The 18,696-nt window shown below is 71.6% G+C and carries 13 protein-coding genes; 8 read left to right on the top strand and 5 right to left on the bottom strand.

The features are described 5' to 3' along the window. The first annotated feature begins 7 nt into the window (after window positions 1-7). Complete coding sequence (locus tag ACGFNH_RS18565) at window positions 8-1,615, top strand: FadD3 family acyl-CoA ligase (protein ID WP_393654927.1); 1,608 nt, start codon at window positions 8-10, stop codon at window positions 1,613-1,615. A 79-nt stretch (window positions 1,616-1,694) separates the two neighbouring features. On the opposite strand, the gene ACGFNH_RS18560 is transcribed toward ACGFNH_RS18565, so the two are convergent. The 3 genes from ACGFNH_RS18560 to ACGFNH_RS18550 all read right to left on the bottom strand — a co-directional run bounded on the left by ACGFNH_RS18560 (window position 1,695) and on the right by ACGFNH_RS18550 (window position 5,615). Beyond that, on the bottom strand, window positions 1,695-1,934 hold the full coding sequence (locus tag ACGFNH_RS18560; protein WP_393654925.1) for a hypothetical protein: 240 nt from the start codon (window positions 1,932-1,934) through the stop codon (window positions 1,695-1,697). Between the two features lie 200 nt (window positions 1,935-2,134). Continuing rightward, window positions 2,135-2,359 (bottom strand): hypothetical protein, encoded by a 225-nt coding sequence (locus ACGFNH_RS18555; RefSeq protein WP_393654923.1) that lies wholly within the window; start codon window positions 2,357-2,359, stop codon window positions 2,135-2,137. A 283-nt stretch (window positions 2,360-2,642) separates the two neighbouring features. Beyond that, window positions 2,643-5,615, bottom strand: coding sequence for a BTAD domain-containing putative transcriptional regulator (locus tag ACGFNH_RS18550; protein ID WP_393654921.1), 2,973 nt, complete (start codon window positions 5,613-5,615; stop codon window positions 2,643-2,645). A 178-nt stretch (window positions 5,616-5,793) separates the two neighbouring features. Between ACGFNH_RS18550 and ACGFNH_RS18545 the strand changes: the two genes are divergently transcribed. The 5 genes from ACGFNH_RS18545 (at window position 5,794) to ACGFNH_RS18525 (ending at window position 12,659) form a co-directional block, all read left to right on the top strand. Beyond that, the gene (locus tag ACGFNH_RS18545; RefSeq protein ID WP_393654919.1) at window positions 5,794-7,017 is read left to right on the top strand and encodes an amidohydrolase family protein; all 1,224 of its coding nucleotides are present in this window, start codon (window positions 5,794-5,796) and stop codon (window positions 7,015-7,017) included. 159 nt (window positions 7,018-7,176) lie between these two features. Then, window positions 7,177-8,088, top strand: coding sequence for a TIGR03619 family F420-dependent LLM class oxidoreductase (locus ACGFNH_RS18540; protein WP_393655406.1), 912 nt, complete (start codon window positions 7,177-7,179; stop codon window positions 8,086-8,088). A 133-nt stretch (window positions 8,089-8,221) separates the two neighbouring features. Next, the gene (locus ACGFNH_RS18535; protein WP_393654917.1) at window positions 8,222-9,007 is read left to right on the top strand and encodes an SDR family NAD(P)-dependent oxidoreductase; all 786 of its coding nucleotides are present in this window, start codon (window positions 8,222-8,224) and stop codon (window positions 9,005-9,007) included. Between the two features lie 135 nt (window positions 9,008-9,142). After that, window positions 9,143-10,267 carry an LLM class flavin-dependent oxidoreductase gene (locus ACGFNH_RS18530; RefSeq protein WP_393654915.1) on the top strand — a complete coding sequence of 375 codons (1,125 nt, stop codon included), beginning with the start codon at window positions 9,143-9,145 and terminating at the stop codon, window positions 10,265-10,267. A gap of 649 nt (window positions 10,268-10,916) precedes the next feature. Next, window positions 10,917-12,659, top strand: a complete 1,743-nt coding sequence (locus ACGFNH_RS18525) for an amidohydrolase family protein (RefSeq protein ID WP_393654914.1) — start codon at window positions 10,917-10,919, stop codon at window positions 12,657-12,659. Window positions 12,660-12,984: 325 nt separating this feature from the next. Here ACGFNH_RS18525 and ACGFNH_RS18520 read toward each other — a convergent pair whose 3' ends face one another. Together ACGFNH_RS18520 and ACGFNH_RS18515 are read right to left on the bottom strand one after the other, a co-directional pair. Further along, window positions 12,985-14,013 carry a methyltransferase gene (locus ACGFNH_RS18520; protein WP_393654912.1) on the bottom strand — a complete coding sequence of 343 codons (1,029 nt, stop codon included), beginning with the start codon at window positions 14,011-14,013 and terminating at the stop codon, window positions 12,985-12,987. A 1,004-nt stretch (window positions 14,014-15,017) separates the two neighbouring features. Next, the gene (locus tag ACGFNH_RS18515; protein WP_393654910.1) at window positions 15,018-16,532 is read right to left on the bottom strand and encodes a CehA/McbA family metallohydrolase; all 1,515 of its coding nucleotides are present in this window, start codon (window positions 16,530-16,532) and stop codon (window positions 15,018-15,020) included. A gap of 294 nt (window positions 16,533-16,826) precedes the next feature. Between ACGFNH_RS18515 and ACGFNH_RS18510 the strand changes: the two genes are divergently transcribed. Then, window positions 16,827-17,342, top strand: coding sequence for a helix-turn-helix transcriptional regulator (locus tag ACGFNH_RS18510; protein WP_393654908.1), 516 nt, complete (start codon window positions 16,827-16,829; stop codon window positions 17,340-17,342). Between the two features lie 175 nt (window positions 17,343-17,517). Further along, entirely contained in the window at window positions 17,518-18,696 is a 1,179-nt protein-coding gene (locus ACGFNH_RS18505; protein WP_393654906.1) for a DUF2306 domain-containing protein, read from the top strand.

The raw sequence follows: 18,696 nt of genomic DNA, 5'->3' as shown, positions 1-18,696 counted from the left end.
GTGTGCGATGCGGCGCGCAGACGTGGAGTTCGGCAGCATCCCGGGGCTGGTCCGCGCGGCCGCGGAGCGCCACCGGGACCGCGAGGCGGTCGTCGACGGCCGGACCCGGATCACCTACGGAGAGCTGGGGGAGCGGGTCGAGCGGGCCGCCGCGGCCTGCATGGCGGCAGGCGTCGAACCGGGGAGCCGGGTCGCCGTCTGGGCGCCCAACACGGCCGACTGGATCGTCGCGGCGCTCGGCGCGGTGACCGCCGGAGCCGTCCTCGTTCCCGTCAACACCCGCTTCAAGGGCACCGAAGCGGCCTTCGTGCTGGAGCGAACCCGCACCGAACTGCTCTTCGTCACCGGCGCCTTCCTCGGCACCTCGTACGTGGCCTCGCTGCGGCGCGCGGCGGGGGAGGGCCCCGGCGAAGGGCCGCTGCCCGGGCTGCCGCACCTGCGCGAGGTGGTCGTCCTGGCGGACGACGCTCCCGCCGTGTTCCGCACATGGAAGGACTTCCTGGCGGCGGGCGAAGCGGTGTCCGCCGCGTCCGTACGGGACAGGGCGGACGCCGTGCGGCCCGGCGATCCCTCCGACATCACCTTCACCTCGGGGACGACCGGCCGGCCCAAGGGCGCGGTCGTCACGCATGCCCAGACGCTGCGCATCTACGACACCTGGAGCGAACTCGCCGGACTGGGCGAGGGGGACCGCTATCTGATCGTCAACCCGTTCTTCCACACCTTCGGCTACAAGGCGGGCATCATCGCCTGCCTGCTGCGCGGCGCGACGATGATCCCGCAACCGGTGTTCAGCGTGGACACCGCGCTCGCCAACATCGCGGCCGAACGCATCAGCGTCCTGCCCGGCCCGCCCACCCTCCACCAGTCGATCCTCGACCACCCGGCCCGCGCCAAGCACGACCTCTCCGCACTGCGACTGGTGGTGACGGGGGCGGCCGTGGTGCCGCTGGAACTCGTCGAACGGCTGCGCTCGGAGCTGAGGATCGCCACGGTGCTCACGGCGTACGGGCTCACGGAGGCGGGCGGCACGGTGACCATGTGCCGCCGCAGCGACCCGCCCGAGATCATCTCCGGCACGTCCGGTCGCGCCATCCCCGACACGGAGGTGAAGGTCGTCGGCCCCTCGGGGGAGGACCTGCCGCCCGGCCGCCAGGGCGAGGTGCTCGTACGGGGCTACAACATCATGCAGGGCTACTTCGAGGAGCCGGACGAGACGAGGAAGGCCATCACGGCGGACGGCTGGCTGCGGACGGGCGACGTGGGCGTCATGGACGGGGACGGGAACCTGCGGATCACCGACCGCATCAAGGACATGTTCATCGTCGGCGGCTTCAACGCCTATCCGGCGGAGATCGAGCAACTGATGGCCCGTCACCCCGATGTGACGGAGGTGGCGGTGGTCGGCATCCCGGACCCGCGCCTGGGCGAAGTGGGCAAGGCCTACGCGGTACGGCGCCGGGGCGCGACGATGACGGCCGACGACCTCATCGCATGGTCCCGCCGCGAGATGGCCAACTACAAGGTGCCCAGGGAGGTCGAGTTCGTGACCGAACTGCCGCGCAACGCGAGCGGCAAGGTGCTCAAGACCCAACTCCGCTCGCGCGCACGGTGACCCGGCGACGGACGCCCAACGGCCACGGTGGCCGGGTGACCAGGGACGTGATGACCCGGTGCCGCGGTGACGGGCGCCGCTACGGGGTGACCACGGTGGAGTGGTTGTCCTGCGGCGTGACGACGGTGGAGTGGTTGTCCTGAAGGGTGACCACGGTGGAGTGGTTGTCCTGAGGCGTCACCACCGTCGAGTGGTTGTCCTGCGGGGCCACCGGGGTGCCACCCGTGGAGTGGTTGTCGGCAAGAGCCGGAGCCGCGGCTCCGCCGGTGACGGCCGCGGTGATTGCAAACGCTATGGCGAGCTTCTTCGTGCGGGACATGGCGAACTCCTGGTGCTGGTGGGGTATGGGGTTCTTCTCCCCTGATGAAGCCGGATCATGGGGGCGGAGGGTTCAGCTCCGGGGAGGTCTGGCCCAAAACGCGCGAAGGTTGGCGCGATAGCAAACATGACGACATGCAAACGGCCGCGACGGCTCCCCCTCCGCGCCGCCGCGGCCGTCCTCCGTACCGGACCCTTGGACTACTTGGGGTCCTTGATCGTCGCGTGGTTGTCCTGCGCGATCTCAGCGCCGGTCGCATGGTTGTCCAGCGGCTTGACCCGGCCGTTGCCGGCACCCGTCGCGTGGTTGTCCATCGTGCGGACATCGCCGACGGTGGCGTGGTTGTCCTTGGTGGAGATGTCGGCATCCGTGGCGTGATTGTCCAGCGGCCCGATGTCGGTCTTGGGCTTCTTTTCCTCGGTCATCCTTCTCAACTCCGTGAATTCCTGCGGGGCATCGGGTGGTGATGCCCGTCCGGCGACTCCCCCGTCGGTCGCCGGGCGGGCAACAGGGCCGTTCACCCTAGTGGTGCGGCACCCCCGTCGATCCGCCCCACCCCCGCCGCGGCGGCTCGACACTCATGAGCATGACGCCACGCGATAAACGATCGCTGAACGTCCGCAGCCGTAAGCAGGGCGGGGGCCCGGCAACCTCGCCGCAGCCCGACAGGGCCGCCACTCGATGGGAGCCGACCACTCGACGGATGGCTCAGGCTGCGACGACCGGTGTCAGTAGCCGGCTCACGTCCTCGGCCTCCGGCGACCCGAGCCGCTCGAAGATGACGAGCGCGTCCTGCCAGCACGCGCGGGCGCGGTCCGTCTGCCCGATCCCCTCGAGCGCTTCCCCGAGCACACGGAGGACATTGGCGCGCCGCCATTCGCCACCGACGTCGCGCAGCACGGCGAGCGCCAGTTCGGCGTGGGCCGCGGCCTGCGCGGACTTCCGTGCCGCAAGGTGCACTTCGGCCATCCGGAAGAGCGTCATGCCCTCCCAGAGCCGCTGCCGGCTCTCGCGGAAAACGAGGAGGGCCTCCGAGAGCCGGTCGACGGCCTCCGAGGTCTGTCCGCCGTTGCCCAGCGCCATGCCCAGGGCGTACCGGCCGTTGGCCAGACGCAGAGCCAGCCCCATGCGGTCGTAGATGGCGATGCCCTGCTGGGCGAGTTCGATGGCGCTTGCCGTACGTCCGGTGGCCAGGTGGACGCGGGAGAGATTGCACAGGGCGCTTGCCTCGCCCGGTCCGTTGGCGTCCGCCCGGAAGGCGTCCAGAGCCTGGAGGAGATACCTCTCCGCGTCCTCCAGCCGACTCTGGTAGATCGCGATGATCCCCCTGTCGTTGGGGGCTTCGCAGCTCGGCACCCGGTCTTCGGTCAGGCGCCCCAGCGCGATGGCACGCTGCGCTGCGTCATCGGCTTCGTCGAACCTCCCCGCGATGCTGTTCACATGGGTCAGGATCGTGAGGGCCCGACCCTCGACCTTGTTCTCGCCGGTTGCCGCGGCCGCATCCCGGATCGCCGTCGCCGCTGCCTCGTAGCGCCGCGAGTTGGCGCCCGACTCCGCCAGGTCCTTGGTGGTGAGCAGAAGATCGCCCGCCCGCTCCAAAGTGGTGCGCGACGTCGACTGCCGGACGCAAGCCAGGAGGCACTCCGCCTCGCGGTACAGCCAGTCGAGCGCTTCGCTGCGGTCCGTGAAGTCGAGCCCCGCGTGCTTGGGGTGATGCACGTGCTCGATCAGGCGGTCACCCGGCCGCTCCAGTGCGTACACCCGCGCCGCCGTCGCCAGATAGAAGTCCAGCAGGCGAGACAGTGCCGCGTCGCGTTCATCGGGGCCTTCGGCCCCCTGGGGCTGCTCGTTCCTCCCCTGGCCTTCGGCATGGGTGACTCCGGCGCACGCACGCGCGTAGAGCCGGACCAGATCGTGGTAGCGGTAGCGGCCCGGGGCGGCGGACTCCAGGAGAGAGGCGTCCACCAGGGACTCCAGCAGTTCCTCGGTCTCGAAGACGTCGAGGTCCAGCACGGCAGCCGCGGCCGCCAGCGAGATGTCGGGGCCGTCCGCGAGGCCCAGCAGCCGGAAGGCGCGGGCCTGTTGGGGTTCGAGCTGGGCGTAGCCGAGTTCGAAGGTGGCGCGCACCGCGAGGTCGCCGGCCTGGAGTTCGTCCAGACGCCGGCGCTCGTCGGCGAGTTTGGCCGCGAGGGTGGAGACCGTCCAGGTCCGGCGCGCGGCCAGCCGCGATGCGGCGATGCGGATGGCCAGGGGCAGGAAGCCGCAGGCCGCGACGACATCGAGCGCGGCGTCGCGTTCGCCCGCGACCCGCTCCTCGCTCACGATCTTGGTGAAGAGCTGAAGCGCTTCCTCCGGGCTCATCACGTCGAGGTCGAGCAGATGCGCTCCGGCCAGGTCCACCATCCGCGTACGGCTGGTGATGAGCGCGGCGCAGCCCTCCGTTCCCGGCAGGAGGGGCCGGACCTGGGCGGCGTCGCGGGCATTGTCCAGCAGGACCAGGACGCGCCGTCCGTCCAGCGTCGAGCGGTACAGCGCGGCGCGCTCGTCGACCGCGTCGGGGATCGCCGCGTCCGGTGTGCCGAGCGCGCGCAGGAACGCGCCCAGGACGGCCTCGGGTTCGGCGGCGCGGGCGCCCGCGCCCTGAAGGTCCACGTACAACTGGCCGTCCGGGAAGTGGTCCCGGGCCGCGTGTGCGACGTGGACGGCGAGTGTCGTCTTGCCGACGCCGCCGATCCCGGCGACGGCGGAGACGGCCATGATCCGGCCCTCGGCGGTCGCGAGCTGCTCGCCGAGTTCGCCGACGAACGCGGTCCTGCCGGTGAAGTCGGAGACCGTCGCGGGGAGTTGGGCGGGCCGTACGATCGCGGTCCCCCGCGCGGGGTCGCCCCGCTGCCCGCCGGCCGGTGTGGCGGCCAGGTCGGAGTCGGCCTGGAGGATGCCCTGGTGCAGCTCGCCCAGTTCGGTGCTGGGGTCGATGCCCAGCTCGTCCGCGAGCAGCCGCCGTGTGTCCGCGTACACCGCCAGCGCCTCGGCCTGCCGCCCGCTGCGGTAGAGCGCGAGCATCAGCAGGCCGCGCAGCCGCTCGCGCAGCGGGTGCGCGGCAGTCAGGGCGGTCAGCTCGGAGATCGCCTCGGCGTGATGGCCGGTCTCCAGGTCGATGTCGAGGCGGGTCTCGATGAGTTGGAGCCGCCACTCCTCGAGACGGGTGCGCTGCGTCTCGGCGTACGGGCCGGGGAGTCCGGCGAGCGGTTCGCCGTCCCAGTGGTCGAGCGCCGCGTCGATCAGCTCACCGGCGCCGGTCCGGTCGCCTCGGCCGCGGGCCTTCTCGGCATCGGCCGCGCAGCGTTCGGCCCGCTCGCTGTCCAGGCCGTCGGGGGCGATCCGGATGGCGTAGCCGCCGGATTCGCTGACGAGGGCGTCCGCGTCGGGCCCGAATGCCTTGCGCAGCCGCGACGCGTAGGTCCGCAGGGCGGCGACTGCCGCCTCGGGCGGGTCCTCGCCCCACAGGGCGTCGACGAGTTCGGGTGCGGTGGCGGTGCGGCCGCGGCGGAGCAGAAGGGCGGCGAGCAGGGCGCGTTGTTGCGGTGAACCTGTGGGGAGCTGCTGCTCGCCCCTCCAGGCCCGTACGGGGCCCAGTACGGAGAAGTGCAGGTTCGGGCGGCCCCCCACATCCTGTCCCATCGCTGCCCCCAGATCTTCTCAAGTCAAGTCGCACACGCCAGTTTGCCTTGTGCAGGTCTTCCGCGTCACCAAGAGCCCCCTCTCTCCCAACTCTCCACAAAGTTGACCGAGAAGTGTCCGAAAACCCTCCCTCAACAGGGAGCTGACGATCCGTCAGATCAGCGCTACCGTGTCGGGCATGGAGAGCTTCCCGAAGATAATCTCGGTGGACGACCACACGGTCGAGCCGCCCAACGTCTGGCGGGACAGGCTCCCGTCGAAGTACCTCGACGTCGGACCGCGCATCGTGCGGGCGCCCGTGAAGGAGATGACCTTCGTCGGCGGCAGGTTCGCCCCCATCATGGGAGCGCCCGGCGACGACGACGGGCCGATCGCCGACTGGTGGGTGTACGAGGACCTGCACCGCCCGCTGACCCGGCTCGACACGGCCGTCGGCTACTCCCGGGACGACATCAAGCTCGAAGGCATCACGTACGAGCAGATGCGCCCCGGATCCTTCTCCGTTCCCGAACGGCTCGCCGACATGGACGTCAACCACGTCCAGTCCGCGCTCTGCTTCCCCACCTTCCCCCGCTTCTGCGGCCAGACCTTCACCGAGGCCAAGGACCGGGAACTGGGTCTGCTGGGCGTGCGGGCCTACAACGACTGGATGGTGGAGGAGTGGTGCGGTCCCCAGGCGCAGGGCCGGCTGATCCCGCTGACGCTCGTACCGCTGTGGGACGCGGAGCTGGCGGCCGAGGAAGTGCGGCGGAACGCGGCGCGCGGAGTCCCCGCCGTCTGCTTCAGCGAGATCCCGCCGCACCTGGGGCTGCCGTCCATCCACGCCGACGACTGGGATCCCTTCCTGCGGGCCTGCGACGAGACCGGCACCGTCATCGCCATGCACATCGGCTCGTCCTCGAAGATGCCGTCGACCTCCGCGGACGCACCGCCGGCCGTCGGCTCCACCATCACCTTCGCCAACTGCTGCTTCTCGATGGTCGACTGGCTGATGTCCGGCAAGTTCGACCGCTTCCCGAACCTGCGGATCATGTACGCGGAGGGCCAGATCGGCTGGATCCCGTACATCCTCGAGCGCGCGGACGTGGTGTGGGAGGAGAACCGCGGCTGGGGCGGGGTCGCGGACAAGGTGCTGCGCCCGCCGTCCGAGCTCTTCGCGGACCACGTCCACGGCTGCTTCTTCGACGACGCCTTCGGCCTGCGCAACCTCGACGCGATCGGCGTCGGCAACGTCCTCTACGAAACGGACTACCCGCACTCGGACTCCACCTGGCCGAAGTCCCGTGAGGTCGGCGAGGCCCAGATGGGACATCTGGCACCCGACGTCGTCGAACGGATCGTGCGCGGCAACGCCATCGACCTGCTGCGCCTGACCGACGACGGGCTCTGGCCGGGCCCCTGACCGGCGACGGGCTCTGCTCCGCCTCGACGGGCGACGGGCTCCGCCCCGGACCCGACCGGGCGCGCGCGTGGTCCGCCCCGCCCCTGACCTACCGACCGAACCGATCCTCTGGGAGGCGATGTGGTGCAGGTCCTGCCCGCCGGGCGTCTTGCGTACGGGATGCAGCTCCCGGTCCAGTCGCAGAGCACCCTCTACGCCGAGCCGTGGGAGGCCGGAGCCGGTCCGGCCGATCTCGCCGCCGTGGCCGGGGCGGCGGACCGGCTCGGCTTCTGCTACATCGCCTGCTGCGACCATGTCGCGATCCCGCGGCGGCTGGCCGCCGCCATGGGCACGACCTGGTACGACCCGGTGGCCACTCTCGCGTACCTCGCGGGCCTCACCCGGCGCGTACGGCTGCTGAGCCATGTCGCCGTCGTCGGCCTGCGGCATCCGCTGGCCACCGCCAAGCAGTACGCGACGCTGGACCGGCTCTCCGGCGGCCGGCTGATCCTCGGGGTCGGCGCCGGGCACGTACGGGAGGAGTTCGAGGCGCTCGGCGTCGACTTCGCCGAGCGCGGGCCGGTCCTCGACGAGGCGGTCGACGCGCTCAAGGCGGCGCTGGGGCCCGAGGAGTTCCCGGAGTTCGCCGGGCAACGCTTCGCGTTCTCCGGGCTCGGGCAGAGCCCGCGCCCGGCGCAGACGCCGCGCCCACCGGTCTGGGTGGGCGGCTCCTCGCCGGCGGCCGTACGGCGGGCCGCCGTACGGGGCGACGGCTGGCTGCCCCAGGGGGACCCGCGGGAGGAGCTGCCGCGGCAGATCGCACGCCTGCGCATGCTGCGGGAGCAGGCGGGGGTGGAGGCGCCGATCGAGATCGGCGCGATCACCGAACCGCTGTACGTGGGCGAACCCGGCTGGCACGTCGGCCGAAGAACCCTGTCGGGGAAGCCCGACCACCTGGCCGAGTCGCTGCGCGCGTACGCGGCCATGGGGGTGCACCAGATCCAGGTCCGGTTCAGAAGCCGGAGCAGGGAAGAACTCATCGAACAGATGGAGGCCTTCGCCTCCGGCGTGGCCCCGCACCTCGGCGCGTAGCGAGCGCTCCGGCGGGCCGCGGCGCCGTGCTCTGCGGGGAACGGCGCGGTGTCCGTACGGAGTGTGCGCGACGTGCCGGACGCGCGGTGGACGGCGGCGGAGGTGCCGGCACCAACGCGGAGGGAGAGGTCGTATGGGCAAGCTCGACGGGCGTGTTGTGGTCATCACCGGCGCGGCGCGCGGACAGGGGGAGCAGGAGGCGCGGCTGTTCGCCGCCGAGGGCGCGCGGGTGCTGCTCGGCGATGTCCTCGACGACCGGGGCGAGGCGCTGGCGAAGGAACTCGGCGAGGACACGGCGCGCTATGTCCACCTGGACGTGAGCAGGGAGGACGACTGGAGCGCCGCCGTCACCGTGGCGAAGCAGGCGTTCGGGAAGATCGACGGCCTGGTCAACAACGCCGGGATCCTGCGGTTCAACGAGCTGGTGAGCACGCCGCTGGAGGAGTTCCAGCAGGTCGTGCAGGTCAACCAGGTCGGAGCCTTTCTGGGGATGAGGACGGTCGTGCCCGAGCTGGAGGCGGCGGGCGGAGGCACCGTGGTCAACACCGCCTCGTACACGGCGCTGACCGGCATGGCCCTGCTGACCTCGTACGCCGCGACCAAGGCGGCGATCGTCGGGATGACGCGGGTCGCCGCGATGGAGCTGGCGGGCCGGGGCGTGCGCGTCAACGCCGTCTGCCCGGGGGCCATCGACACCCCGATGACCAACCCCGCCCAGCTCGACCCCGATGTGGATCCGGCGGAGGTGGCGCAGGCGGTGGAGGAGGTCTACCGCAAGCTCGTGCCGATGGGGCGCATCGGGCGGCCGGAGGAGGTCGCGCGACTGGCGCTGTTCCTCTCGTGCGACGACTCCTCGTACATCACCGGGCAGCCGTTCGTCATCGACGGCGGGTGGCTGGCGGGCGTCTCCGTGCTCTGACCGTTCCCGGACAGTCAAGCTGATGGATCGTCAGCTGTTGGCCGTCATCTCTTGACGGTGCCGGTGCCCGGTGCCACAGTCGAGCCAGTTCCGCATCTGACGGTCCGTCAGAATCCTCGTAGGGAGTGAACCGCCTTGGAATTCGGGCTCTTTGTACAGGGATACGTGGGCAAGCGGGCCGAGACCGACCCCGAAGCCGAGCACAAGGCGCTGATGGAGGAGACCGAGTACGTCATCCAGGCGGACCGTTCCGGCTTCAAGTACGCCTGGGCCTCCGAGCACCACTTCCTGGAGGAGTACTCGCACCTCTCCGCCAACGACGTCTTCCTCGGCTACCTCGCCCACGCCACCGAGCGGATCCACCTCGGCTCCGGGATCTTCAACCCGCTCGCCCAGGTCAACCACCCGGTGAAGGTCGCCGAGAAGGTGGCCATGCTGGACCACCTCTCCGAGGGACGCTTCGAGTTCGGCTCCGGGCGGGGCGCGGGCAGCCACGAGATCCTCGGGTTCATCCCTGGCGTCACGGACATGAACTTCACCAAGGAGATCTGGGAAGAGACCATCGCCGAGTTCCCCAAGATGTGGCTCCAGGAGGAGTACCCGGGGTTCCAGGGCAAGCACTGGTCGCTTCCGCCGCGGAAGATCCTGCCCAAGCCGTACGGGGCCTCGCACCCGGCGATGTGGTACGCCGCCGGGTCCCCGCCCTCGTACGCCATGGCCGCCAGGAAGGGGCTCGGCGTCCTCGGCTTCAGCGTGCAGAAGGTCTCCGACATGGAGTGGGTGCTGGAGCAGTACAAGACCGCCATCCAGGAGGCCGAACCGGTCGGTGACTTCGTCAACGACAACGTGATGGTGACGTCGACGGCCATCTGCGCGCCGACGCACGAGGAAGCCGTACGCATCGCGGCCGGCGGCGGCCTCAACTACCTCCAGTCGCTGGTCTTCCGCTACCACGACACCTTCCCGCGCCCCGAGGGCTTCCCGGTGTGGCCGGAGACGCTGCCGGACTTCAACGAGGAGATCATCGAACTCCTCATCGCCGAGGAGCTGCTGATCTGCGGCGACCCGGACGAGGTCTTCCGGCAGTGCAAGCGGTGGGAGCAGGCCGGGGCGGACCAGCTCTCGTTCGGGATGCCCATCGGCATCTCGCGCGAGGACACGCTCCAGTCGATCCGTCTCATCGGCGAGCACGTCATCCCCAAGATCGACACGGATCCGGTGCACCGCACCACCCGCTTCCGCCAAGCGGCGAGCCTCTGACACCGCCTCCCGCTGTCTCCGCCCGTCGTGCGGCGCCCCTCTCCGCCTCTCCCGCGTCTCACGTGCCTCTCCTGCGCCTTCCCACGGCTCCCCGCGGCTCCCGCACTGCCGCCCTGCCGCGCTCCGTGGCACACCGGCGGGAGGAGGGCGGGCGGACGGAGCGCCGGCGGACGGGCGAGGGGCGCTGCCGGGCCGGGACGGCGCTGGGCCGGGACGGCGCTGGGTCGGGGTGCCGCTGGGCCGGGGTGCTGCTGGACCGGGACGGCGAGGGGCGTACGGACGCGGGTGGCCGGGGCATCTCATGGGTTCCGCCCATCGGACGCCAACGGCCGCCCGGCGGGGGCGGCGGCATCCCGGCCCGCCGCCCTGGATGAGGTCCCGGCCGGAGGCCCCTCCGCGGCGGCCCCCGGCCGGGACCAAGCCACAGCCCGCGCGCCGCGTACGTCATGGGGCACTGCGCCCCGCACCTCGTACGCGTACGGCACACCGCACCCGCACCTCGTACGGGCCCGGCCTACCGCACCTCGTCACCGCGCCGTGTACCCGGCCCGGTGCTCCCGACGGCGGAGGAGGCGCCGATCGCCCCTTCCGCCGCCGGCCCGGCACCGGGCCCCGGCACTGACCGCCCCACCCGAGAAGGGACTTGAGCATGCTCGACCACCTCATACGCGGAGCGACCGTCGTGGACGGGACGGGTGCGCCCGCGCGCATGGCGGACGTCGGCATCCGCGGCGGGCGGATCGCGGTCGTCGCCGAGGCCGGAAGCGTCATGGAAGCGGCCAGAACCACCGAGGATGCGACCGGGCTCGTCCTCACGCCCGGCTTCGTCGACCCCCACACGCACTACGACGCCCAGCTCTTCTGGGACCCGTACGCCACCCCCTCGATGAACCACGGCGTGACCACGGTCGCGGGCGGCAACTGCGGCTTCACGCTCGCACCGCTGCACCCCGACCGTCCCGAGGACGCCGACTACACGCGCCGCATGATGTGCAAGGTCGAGGGCATGTCCCTCGTCGCGCTCGAAGAGGGCGCGCCCTGGAACTGGCATTCCTTCGGTGAGTATCTCGACGCCATGGAGGGGCGGATCGCCGTCAACGCGGGCTTCATGGTGGGGCATTGCGCGCTGCGCCGTCATGTGATGGGCCCGGACGCCATCGGCGGACGGCCCACACCCGACCAGATGGAACGGATGCTGCGGCTCCTCCACGCGTCGATGGAGCAGGGCGCATGGGGCCTGTCCACGACGCAATCGTCCACGCACTCCGACGGCGACGGCGAACCGGTCGCCTCCCGGCACGCCGGCCCCGAGGAACTGCTCGCCCTCTCCCGCGCGGTGGGCGAACACGAGGGCACGCAGATCGAAGCGATCGTGGCAGGCTGCCTCGACCAGTTCGCCGACGAGGAGATCGACCTCTTCGTCGAGATGAGCGCCGCCGCGGGCCGGCCCCTCAACTGGAACGTCCTCACCATCGACGCCGCCGTGCCCGAGCGCGTACCGCGTCAGCTGCTCGCCTCCGAGCGTGCCCGCAAGGCGGGCGGCCGGATCGTCGCCCTCACCATGCCGATCCTGACTCCCATGAACATGTCGCTCGGCACGTTCTGCGCCCTCAACCTCATCCCCGGCTGGGGCGACGTCCTCGGCCTGCCCGTGCCGGAACGGATCGCCAAGCTGCGCGAACCCGCCGTACGGGAGGAGATGCTGCGCCGCGCCGTCGGCAAGGAGGCCGGAGTCTTCCGCCGGCTGACCAACTTCGGCCGCTACGTCATCGGGGACACCTATTCCGCCGAGAACGAGGGCCTGAGCGGCCGGGTCGTCGGCGACATCGCCGCCGAACGCGGCCAGGAACCCTTCGCCTGCCTTGTGGAGATCTGCGCCGCGGACGACCTGCGTACGGTGCTGTGGCCGATGCCGACCGACAACGACCCGGCGAGCTGGGAGCTGCGGCGGCAGACCTGGGAGCACGAGGACGTGATGCTGGGCGGCTCGGACGCGGGGGCCCACCTGGACCGGATGTGCGGGGCTCCGTACACCACGCGCTTCCTCGGCGACTGCCTGCGCGGACGTCGACTGGTCGGGCTCGAGCGGGCCGTGAAGATGCTGACGGACGACCCGGCGCAGCTCTTCGGTCTGCGGGAGCGCGGCCGTATTGCCGAGGGGTGGCACGCGGACCTGGTGCTGTTCGACCCGGAGCGGATCGACGCGGGCACGGCACGACTGGTCCACGATCTGCCGGGGGACAGCCCGCGGCTGGACTCGGAGGCCATCGGCATCGTGAGCGTGCGCGTGAACGGCGTCGAGACCGTCCGGGACGATGTGGTGACGGGCAAGATCCCGGGCACCGTGCTGCGTTCGGGCCGCGACACCCGAACCGTCAGCACGACGGGCTGAGCGGGCCGACCACGTCGTCGAGGTCGACGGCGACGGGCCGAGCCGACGGGGCGAGCCGACGCGTTGAGCCGGCGCGTTGAGCCGGCGGGCTGAGCGGGCGGGCCGAACACGGCAGCGGCCGCGGGCGGTTGGTGAGGGTCGGTCGGTGCCGGTCGGGCGGTTGGTGCCGGCCGGTCGGTGTCGGTCGGTCGATCGGTGTCGGTCGGTCGGTCGGTCGGGCAGGGCGGGAGCTTCGGGGTCCCGTCCTGCCCGGCGCTCCTCCCGGCTCGTCGACGCGCAGACGGTGTGACCCGCGCCGTCTCTCGTGCTCAGCCCCCGGGACGCATCAGACCGCCGCCGCTTCGATCACGGCGAAGGCGCCGGCCGAGGTGATTCCGGTACGACGCAGACCGACAGCCGCGAACAACGCGTCGAATTCAGCGGTCTCGCGTTCCCTGCCGCCGGTCATGGCGAGCATGTTCATGTCCATCAGGGGGGCGATGCCTGGGGTGCCGATCTCGGGGATGAGATGGTCCACCACCACGATCCTTCCTCCCTCCCGGAGCGAGGCCCGGCAGTTCTTCAGAATGCGCATACAGGTGTCGTCGTCCCAGTCGTGCAGGATGTATTTCAGGATGTACAGGTCAGCCGGAGGGACCGCCTCGAAGAAGTCGCCACCGACCGTGGTGAACCGTGCGTCGAGTCCATCGGCCTGAGCGGCCGCCAAAGCGTCCGGGACGACGTGGGGGAGGTCGAAGACCCCTCCGTGGAGGTCGGGGTTCGCCTTCATCATCGCCCGGACGACCTCGCCGTTGGCGCCGCCGAGATCCAGAGCGAGCCCGACGCCCTCCGTGTCGACCACCGCCGCGATGTCCTGGGCAGCGGCTCGCGAGAGGTTGCCCATCGACTCGGTGAAGAGCGCCGCCTCCTGGAGATGCTGAGCAAAGTACTCGAAGATCGTTGCGTCCCCGTGAGCCGCCTCGATCCGGTGCCCGCCGGTGCGCACGGCTTCCGGGAACTGCCCCCACGGCAGCCAGTGGCCCGGGGCGGCCTGCGAAATGGCGAACCCGCGCAACGAGTTCGGGTCGTCCTTGTGCAGGGTGCTGAGCAGAGAAGTGCCGCTGTAGTGCGTGCCGCCGTCCGGACTCGTCATCAGGCCGAGCGAGGCGCAGGTGCGCAGCAGACGCCGAACAGCATCGAGGTCGATGCCTTCCGCCCGAGCGATCGCTTCTGGCGTATCGGTTCCCTCCGCAAGGTGGTCCGCCAGCTTGTACAGGGCCGCGGCACGGACCGTCTGCGTGACCCAGAACCCCGTGACCATGGCCATCATGTGCTGATAGTCCTGCGCCTGGGCGGGGTTCGGATGCGTTGCCACTGTTGAGCTCCTCTTTCGTGAACGGCACACCGCGGGACGCCTTCTTCACGGCTGCCTACTCCGGCAACGGAGTCGAGGCCCAAGCGGTTCAGCCACGCAGGTCGCCGAGGAGCCCCACCCGGGTCGCCGAGAAGCCAACCCGCGGCGCCGAGAAGCCCCCGTGGGCCGAGCCGCGCTCCATTCCATGGACCGGGCCGGGCCTCAGCCCGGGGGCGGCCCCACCCCGTGGACCGGGGCGGCCCCAATCCGTGGACCGTGCTGGGCGTCAGCCCGGGGACGGGCCGTGCCTCAACCCCTGGACCGGGGCGGGCCCCAATCCACCGTGGCCGTGCCGTGCCCCAATCCACCGTGGACCGTGCCGGGCCTCAACCCGTGGACCGAGGCGTGCCATCCGTGGATCCGGGCCGCCCCGATCCCGGCGAGGGGGATCCGCGCGTGCGTTCTCGACGAGGTGCAGGGCTCCTCGGTAGGGCGCGGACGCAGCCACTCATGTGCCACCGCCACGGACCGCGCGCCTCCGCCCCTGCCCGACGCGCGCCTCCGCCCCTGCCCGACGCGCGCCTCGGCCCCTCCTCGCTGCCCGCCTCCGCCCGTCCTCGACGCGCGCCTCGGCCCGTCCTCGCGCCCGCCTCCGCCCTTGCCCGACGCGCGCCTCGGCCCCTCCTCGCTGCCCGCCTCCGCCCGTCCTCCACGCGCGCCTCCGCCCGTCCTCGCGCCCGCCTCCGCCCCTGCCCGACGCGCGCCTCGGCCCCTCCTCGCTGCCCGACTCCGCCCCTCCTCCACGCGCCCCTCCGCCCTTCCTCCACGCGCACCTTCGTCCGTCTTTGACGCGCACTTCGCCCGTCCTCGTCGCGCGCCTTCGCCCGTCCTCGAAGAGCAGCTTCTGCCTACGAGCCGGGGCCTCGTCGGACGAGCACGGCCAGGCCCTCCATTCCCCCGCGCGCCTTCCGCTCTCGGTGCTGGCCTCTCGGCGCTCGCCCTCTCCTCCTCCGCCTTCCGTCCCCTCAATCCCTTCCCAGGAACACCGGGTTCGTCATCGCCGCCATCGCGCCCGGGAGGCCGGAGGCGCCGCCGTCCGCCGGGGGATGCCGGACCTCGGCCCGTACGTATGCCGCGTACGCGGGCGTGGTCCGCCACTCGACCGTGCCCGTGCCGGATGCGGGGAGCTGGGTGGCGTGGAGCTGGCCCTGGTCGGTGACGAAGCGGGCCGAGCAGCCGGGGACGCCGGAAACCTCCAGACGGACCGTCACCTCCGTCTCGGGGCCCACCGGGAGCCGCTCGCCGATCCCGGCGTGCTTCCCCGGGCCCGCCGTCGCCCGGAAGGACAGCTCGACCTTCGACGATTCGGCGATCCAGCTCCGCCCGGCCCGGATGCCGCCCTGGACCGCCTGACGTGAGAGGTCGTCGGCGAGGACGACCGTCTGCGGATGGCCGACGACGTCCGGCTCGCGGTGTGCGTCGCTGTTGCCCATCGCGGGCAGCCAGCGGCCGCGCCCTCGGGCGGCGGCCACCAGGGTGTTGTCCCATTCGGCGATCGTCACCTCGTCGTCCGGGGTGAACGGGCCGTTCCACACCTCCACCGCGTCCGCCTCGTTGAGGCCGAACTTCCAGTTGCAGCCGACGCAGGTGGCGTGCGGATGGGCGGGGACGACCAGGCCGCCCGCTTCGCGGATCTTCCGCGAGAAGCGGCCGAACGCGTTGTCCCGGGCGCGGTAGCGCCAGTCGATGAAGGTGCCGCCGTCGACGCCCAGGGCCACCACGTGGCCGTTGCGCGTCGTGACCTCCTCGCCCGTGAGGATCAGCAGGTCGTCGCCCCACAGCCCCTGCCATGCGCCGTGGCCCGACGTGGTGTTGTGCTCGGTCGTGGTGATGAAGTCCAGCCCGGCGGCCCGCGCCGCCGCGGCCACCTCCGCCGGGGTGCGCCGTCCGTCGGAGTGCACGGAGTGCAGATGGCAGTCGCCGCGGTACCAGGCCCTGCCGCGGCCCTTGGCGCGCTGCGGTGGATAGACGGGCCTCGGCGTGGGGCCCTGCTCGCCGTACCGCAGGGTGATGGTGACCTCGTAGTCCATGCCCTGCGGCGCGACCGTGTACGGGCCGAGGACGACATGCCAGGTGCCGGGCCGGATCGGGCCCGCGACATAGGCGGGCGTGGCCTGCTCCGCGCCGAGGGTGAACTCCGAGCGGGCCCCGCCCGACCAGCCCCGGAAGCCCCGGCCGCCGAGCTCCGTGCCGCGCTCGTCGAAGATGCCGATGTCGCAGGCGTTCCCCGGCGTGCCGGGCGGGACGGTGGGCTTGTCGTAGGTGTAGGAGACCGTGATCTCCCGGACTCCGCGCGGGACTTCGACGGGGAGGTACACGAAGTCCGGCGAGCCGGGAGGCAGGTGGCCGGTGGCCGTTCTCGTCTCCTCACCACCACCGCCGTCGCGCGCGTCGGCACGGGCGAATGTCACGGTCCCGAGCGTAAGCGCGCCTGCCGCACCGGCGACAGCCGACAGCCTGAGAACGTCACGTCGTTCCATCGGATCCCCCCACAGTCGGGAACTGCTGTGTCACACCGCGTGACACTGTTCTACGCGTCCGCGGCGTCGACGAGAAGGCCTGTGGACAACTGCACGGCGAACGCGCGGCGCCCGGGTCCGTGGCGGCGAGATGCCCGGGATGCCCCGTCCAGGGCCCCCGGGACGCCTCGGTCCGCCTCCGTCGGCGCACGGATCCGTGAGGCGATCGCGGCTGTTCATGACTGTTCTCATGGCTGTTCTCACGAGTGTTCGCGGCCGGATTCCCGGGCCGGTCCACCGCGATACGGTCGCCGCATGGCTGACGTTCGGTTGACCACGCCCTCGTACCTCGTGCTCGGCATCATCGACAAGCTGGGCGAGGCGACCCCGTACGACGTGAAGGTCGAGGCCGCCCGCACGGTCGCGCACTTCTGGGCGATGCCGCACGCGCAGGTGTACGCGCAGTGCGACCGCCTCGTGGACGCCGGTCTGCTGTCGGAGATCCGCCAGACCAGCGGCCGGAACCGGCGGCTGATGAAGCTGACCGGGGCAGGCGAGGAGGCCCTCGCGGAATGGCTCGCCGACCCGTCCTTCGTCCCGGTCGAGGCCCGCGAGCGCGGCATCCTGAAGCTCTGGTTCGGCGCCAGGCCGGAGGTGCTCGCTCCGGTGCAGTTCGCCGAGCACCGGAGTGTGCTGGCCGATTACGAGGAACTCGAGGAGACCGTCGGCTCCTTGCTCACCTCGGGACAGCGCGAGGCGCTCGAATTCGGGATCCGGTACGAGCGGATGATGCTCGATTTCTGGCAATGGGTGGAGCAGCGCGGTTCGTAGGAGCCGGGTGCACGGCACCTGGGTGCGCGGAGCCCGCCGCACCGGCCGGCCACCCGCTCGCACCAGCCGGCTCCGCGCCCGGTGCTCGTCTCATTGACCCGGCTTCCGGTCGCCGCTACCTTCTCGATAGTCCAAAAAGGACTATCGAGGGCACCAGCGGTCCGAGGGAGTCGCCGTGCACCGTCCGAACGGGATCGACTGGCGCCGCGTGGCCACCGTCGCCGTGGTGGTCGTCTGCGTCAGCTACGCGCCGATGGCGATGACCGAGCTGTGGCCGTACGTGGACCCGAACGCCCCGGCGTTCGGCGAATGGATCCTCTCCCGCGTGGTGTCGGCGGAGTACGCCGCGGACGCCCTCGCGACCCGGATCGAGCCCTACCGCCACAGCCTCGTCCCGCTGATCGTCCACTCGGTCCTGGGCGGTGCGCTGATGCTGCTCGGGCCGGTCCAGTTGCTCACGGCCGTCCGCCGGCGCATCCGCCTCCACCGGGCCGTGGGCGTGGTGTTCGCCCTGACCGTGTACGTCTCGATGGCGGGTGCCGGGATCTATCTGGCACGGACGGCGCCGGAGGACGCGTTCAGCGGCGCCGCGTTCTGGATCGTGCTCGCCACCATCCTGGTCGGCACGGTGATGAGCGTGACCTTCGGACTCCTCGCCGTCATCGGCGGGTTCCCCGACCTGCACCAGCGCTGGATGCTCCTCTGCTACGGCTTCCTCATGACGGCACCGCTGCTGCGCCTGGAGTGGGGCGCCCTCCCATGGGTCCTGCCCGGACTCTCCATGGAGGACGTCAACAGGGTGGCCATCATGCACCTCGGCTCGCTGGTCGCCTTCGGAGCCCTGATCGCCTCCCGCGCGATGGACCGGCGCGCCAACGTGCCCGGCGTGAGGGGCACATGGGTGCCACTGCCCGTACTCGCCGCCGTGCATCTCGCTGGTGCGGCCGCCCTGGCCTGGATCGCCCGGTCCTACTGGGGCTGGGGAACGACCGGGCAGCGCCTGCTGGTGGCATATCTGCTGCCGTACGCGGCCACGTACGCGGTCCTGTTCGCCCGCCAGCGGCGCGCGGGCCGGGAGGGCAGGAACTGGGCGCGCGAGGAGTGGCGGTTGCATCTGGCCGCCCTGTGCCTGGCGCCCGTGCTCTCGGTCGCTGCGGCCCTGCCGTTCGAGCGGGTCCTGGGGCTGGACCGCGCGACGGCGCTGACCGCGGGGGTGACGATCGGCTGCGGCGTGCTGGCGTTCGCCGCGACGACCGTGGTCAGCCTGCGCGTCATGTACGGGCGTGAGGTGATCAAGCGGGAGGGGATCGCCGCCGCACGACGCGAGCGACCCGTCTCGGCGCCGGTCGCCTGA

Source organism: Streptomyces sp. NPDC048639 (genome assembly GCF_043199075.1).
In the GTDB taxonomy this organism is placed as follows: domain Bacteria; phylum Actinomycetota; class Actinomycetes; order Streptomycetales; family Streptomycetaceae; genus Streptomyces.
Note: the sequence above shows the minus strand (reverse complement) of the source record. Positions and strands in the feature narration are given on the sequence as shown.

Coding starts and splice junctions, on each gene's coding strand:
- ACGFNH_RS18550 (WP_393654921.1), bottom strand. CDS start 5,615: ATGGGACAGGATGTGGGGGGCCGCCCGAACCTGCACTTCTCCGTACTG.
- ACGFNH_RS18540 (WP_393655406.1), top strand. CDS start 7,177: ATGCAGCTCCCGGTCCAGTCGCAGAGCACCCTCTACGCCGAGCCGTGG.
- ACGFNH_RS18525 (WP_393654914.1), top strand. CDS start 10,917: ATGCTCGACCACCTCATACGCGGAGCGACCGTCGTGGACGGGACGGGT.
- ACGFNH_RS18565 (WP_393654927.1), top strand. CDS start 8: ATGCGGCGCGCAGACGTGGAGTTCGGCAGCATCCCGGGGCTGGTCCGC.
- ACGFNH_RS18555 (WP_393654923.1), bottom strand. CDS start 2,359: ATGACCGAGGAAAAGAAGCCCAAGACCGACATCGGGCCGCTGGACAAT.
- ACGFNH_RS18515 (WP_393654910.1), bottom strand. CDS start 16,532: ATGGAACGACGTGACGTTCTCAGGCTGTCGGCTGTCGCCGGTGCGGCA.
- ACGFNH_RS18560 (WP_393654925.1), bottom strand. CDS start 1,934: ATGTCCCGCACGAAGAAGCTCGCCATAGCGTTTGCAATCACCGCGGCC.
- ACGFNH_RS18535 (WP_393654917.1), top strand. CDS start 8,222: ATGGGCAAGCTCGACGGGCGTGTTGTGGTCATCACCGGCGCGGCGCGC.
- ACGFNH_RS18545 (WP_393654919.1), top strand. CDS start 5,794: ATGGAGAGCTTCCCGAAGATAATCTCGGTGGACGACCACACGGTCGAG.
- ACGFNH_RS18510 (WP_393654908.1), top strand. CDS start 16,827: ATGGCTGACGTTCGGTTGACCACGCCCTCGTACCTCGTGCTCGGCATC.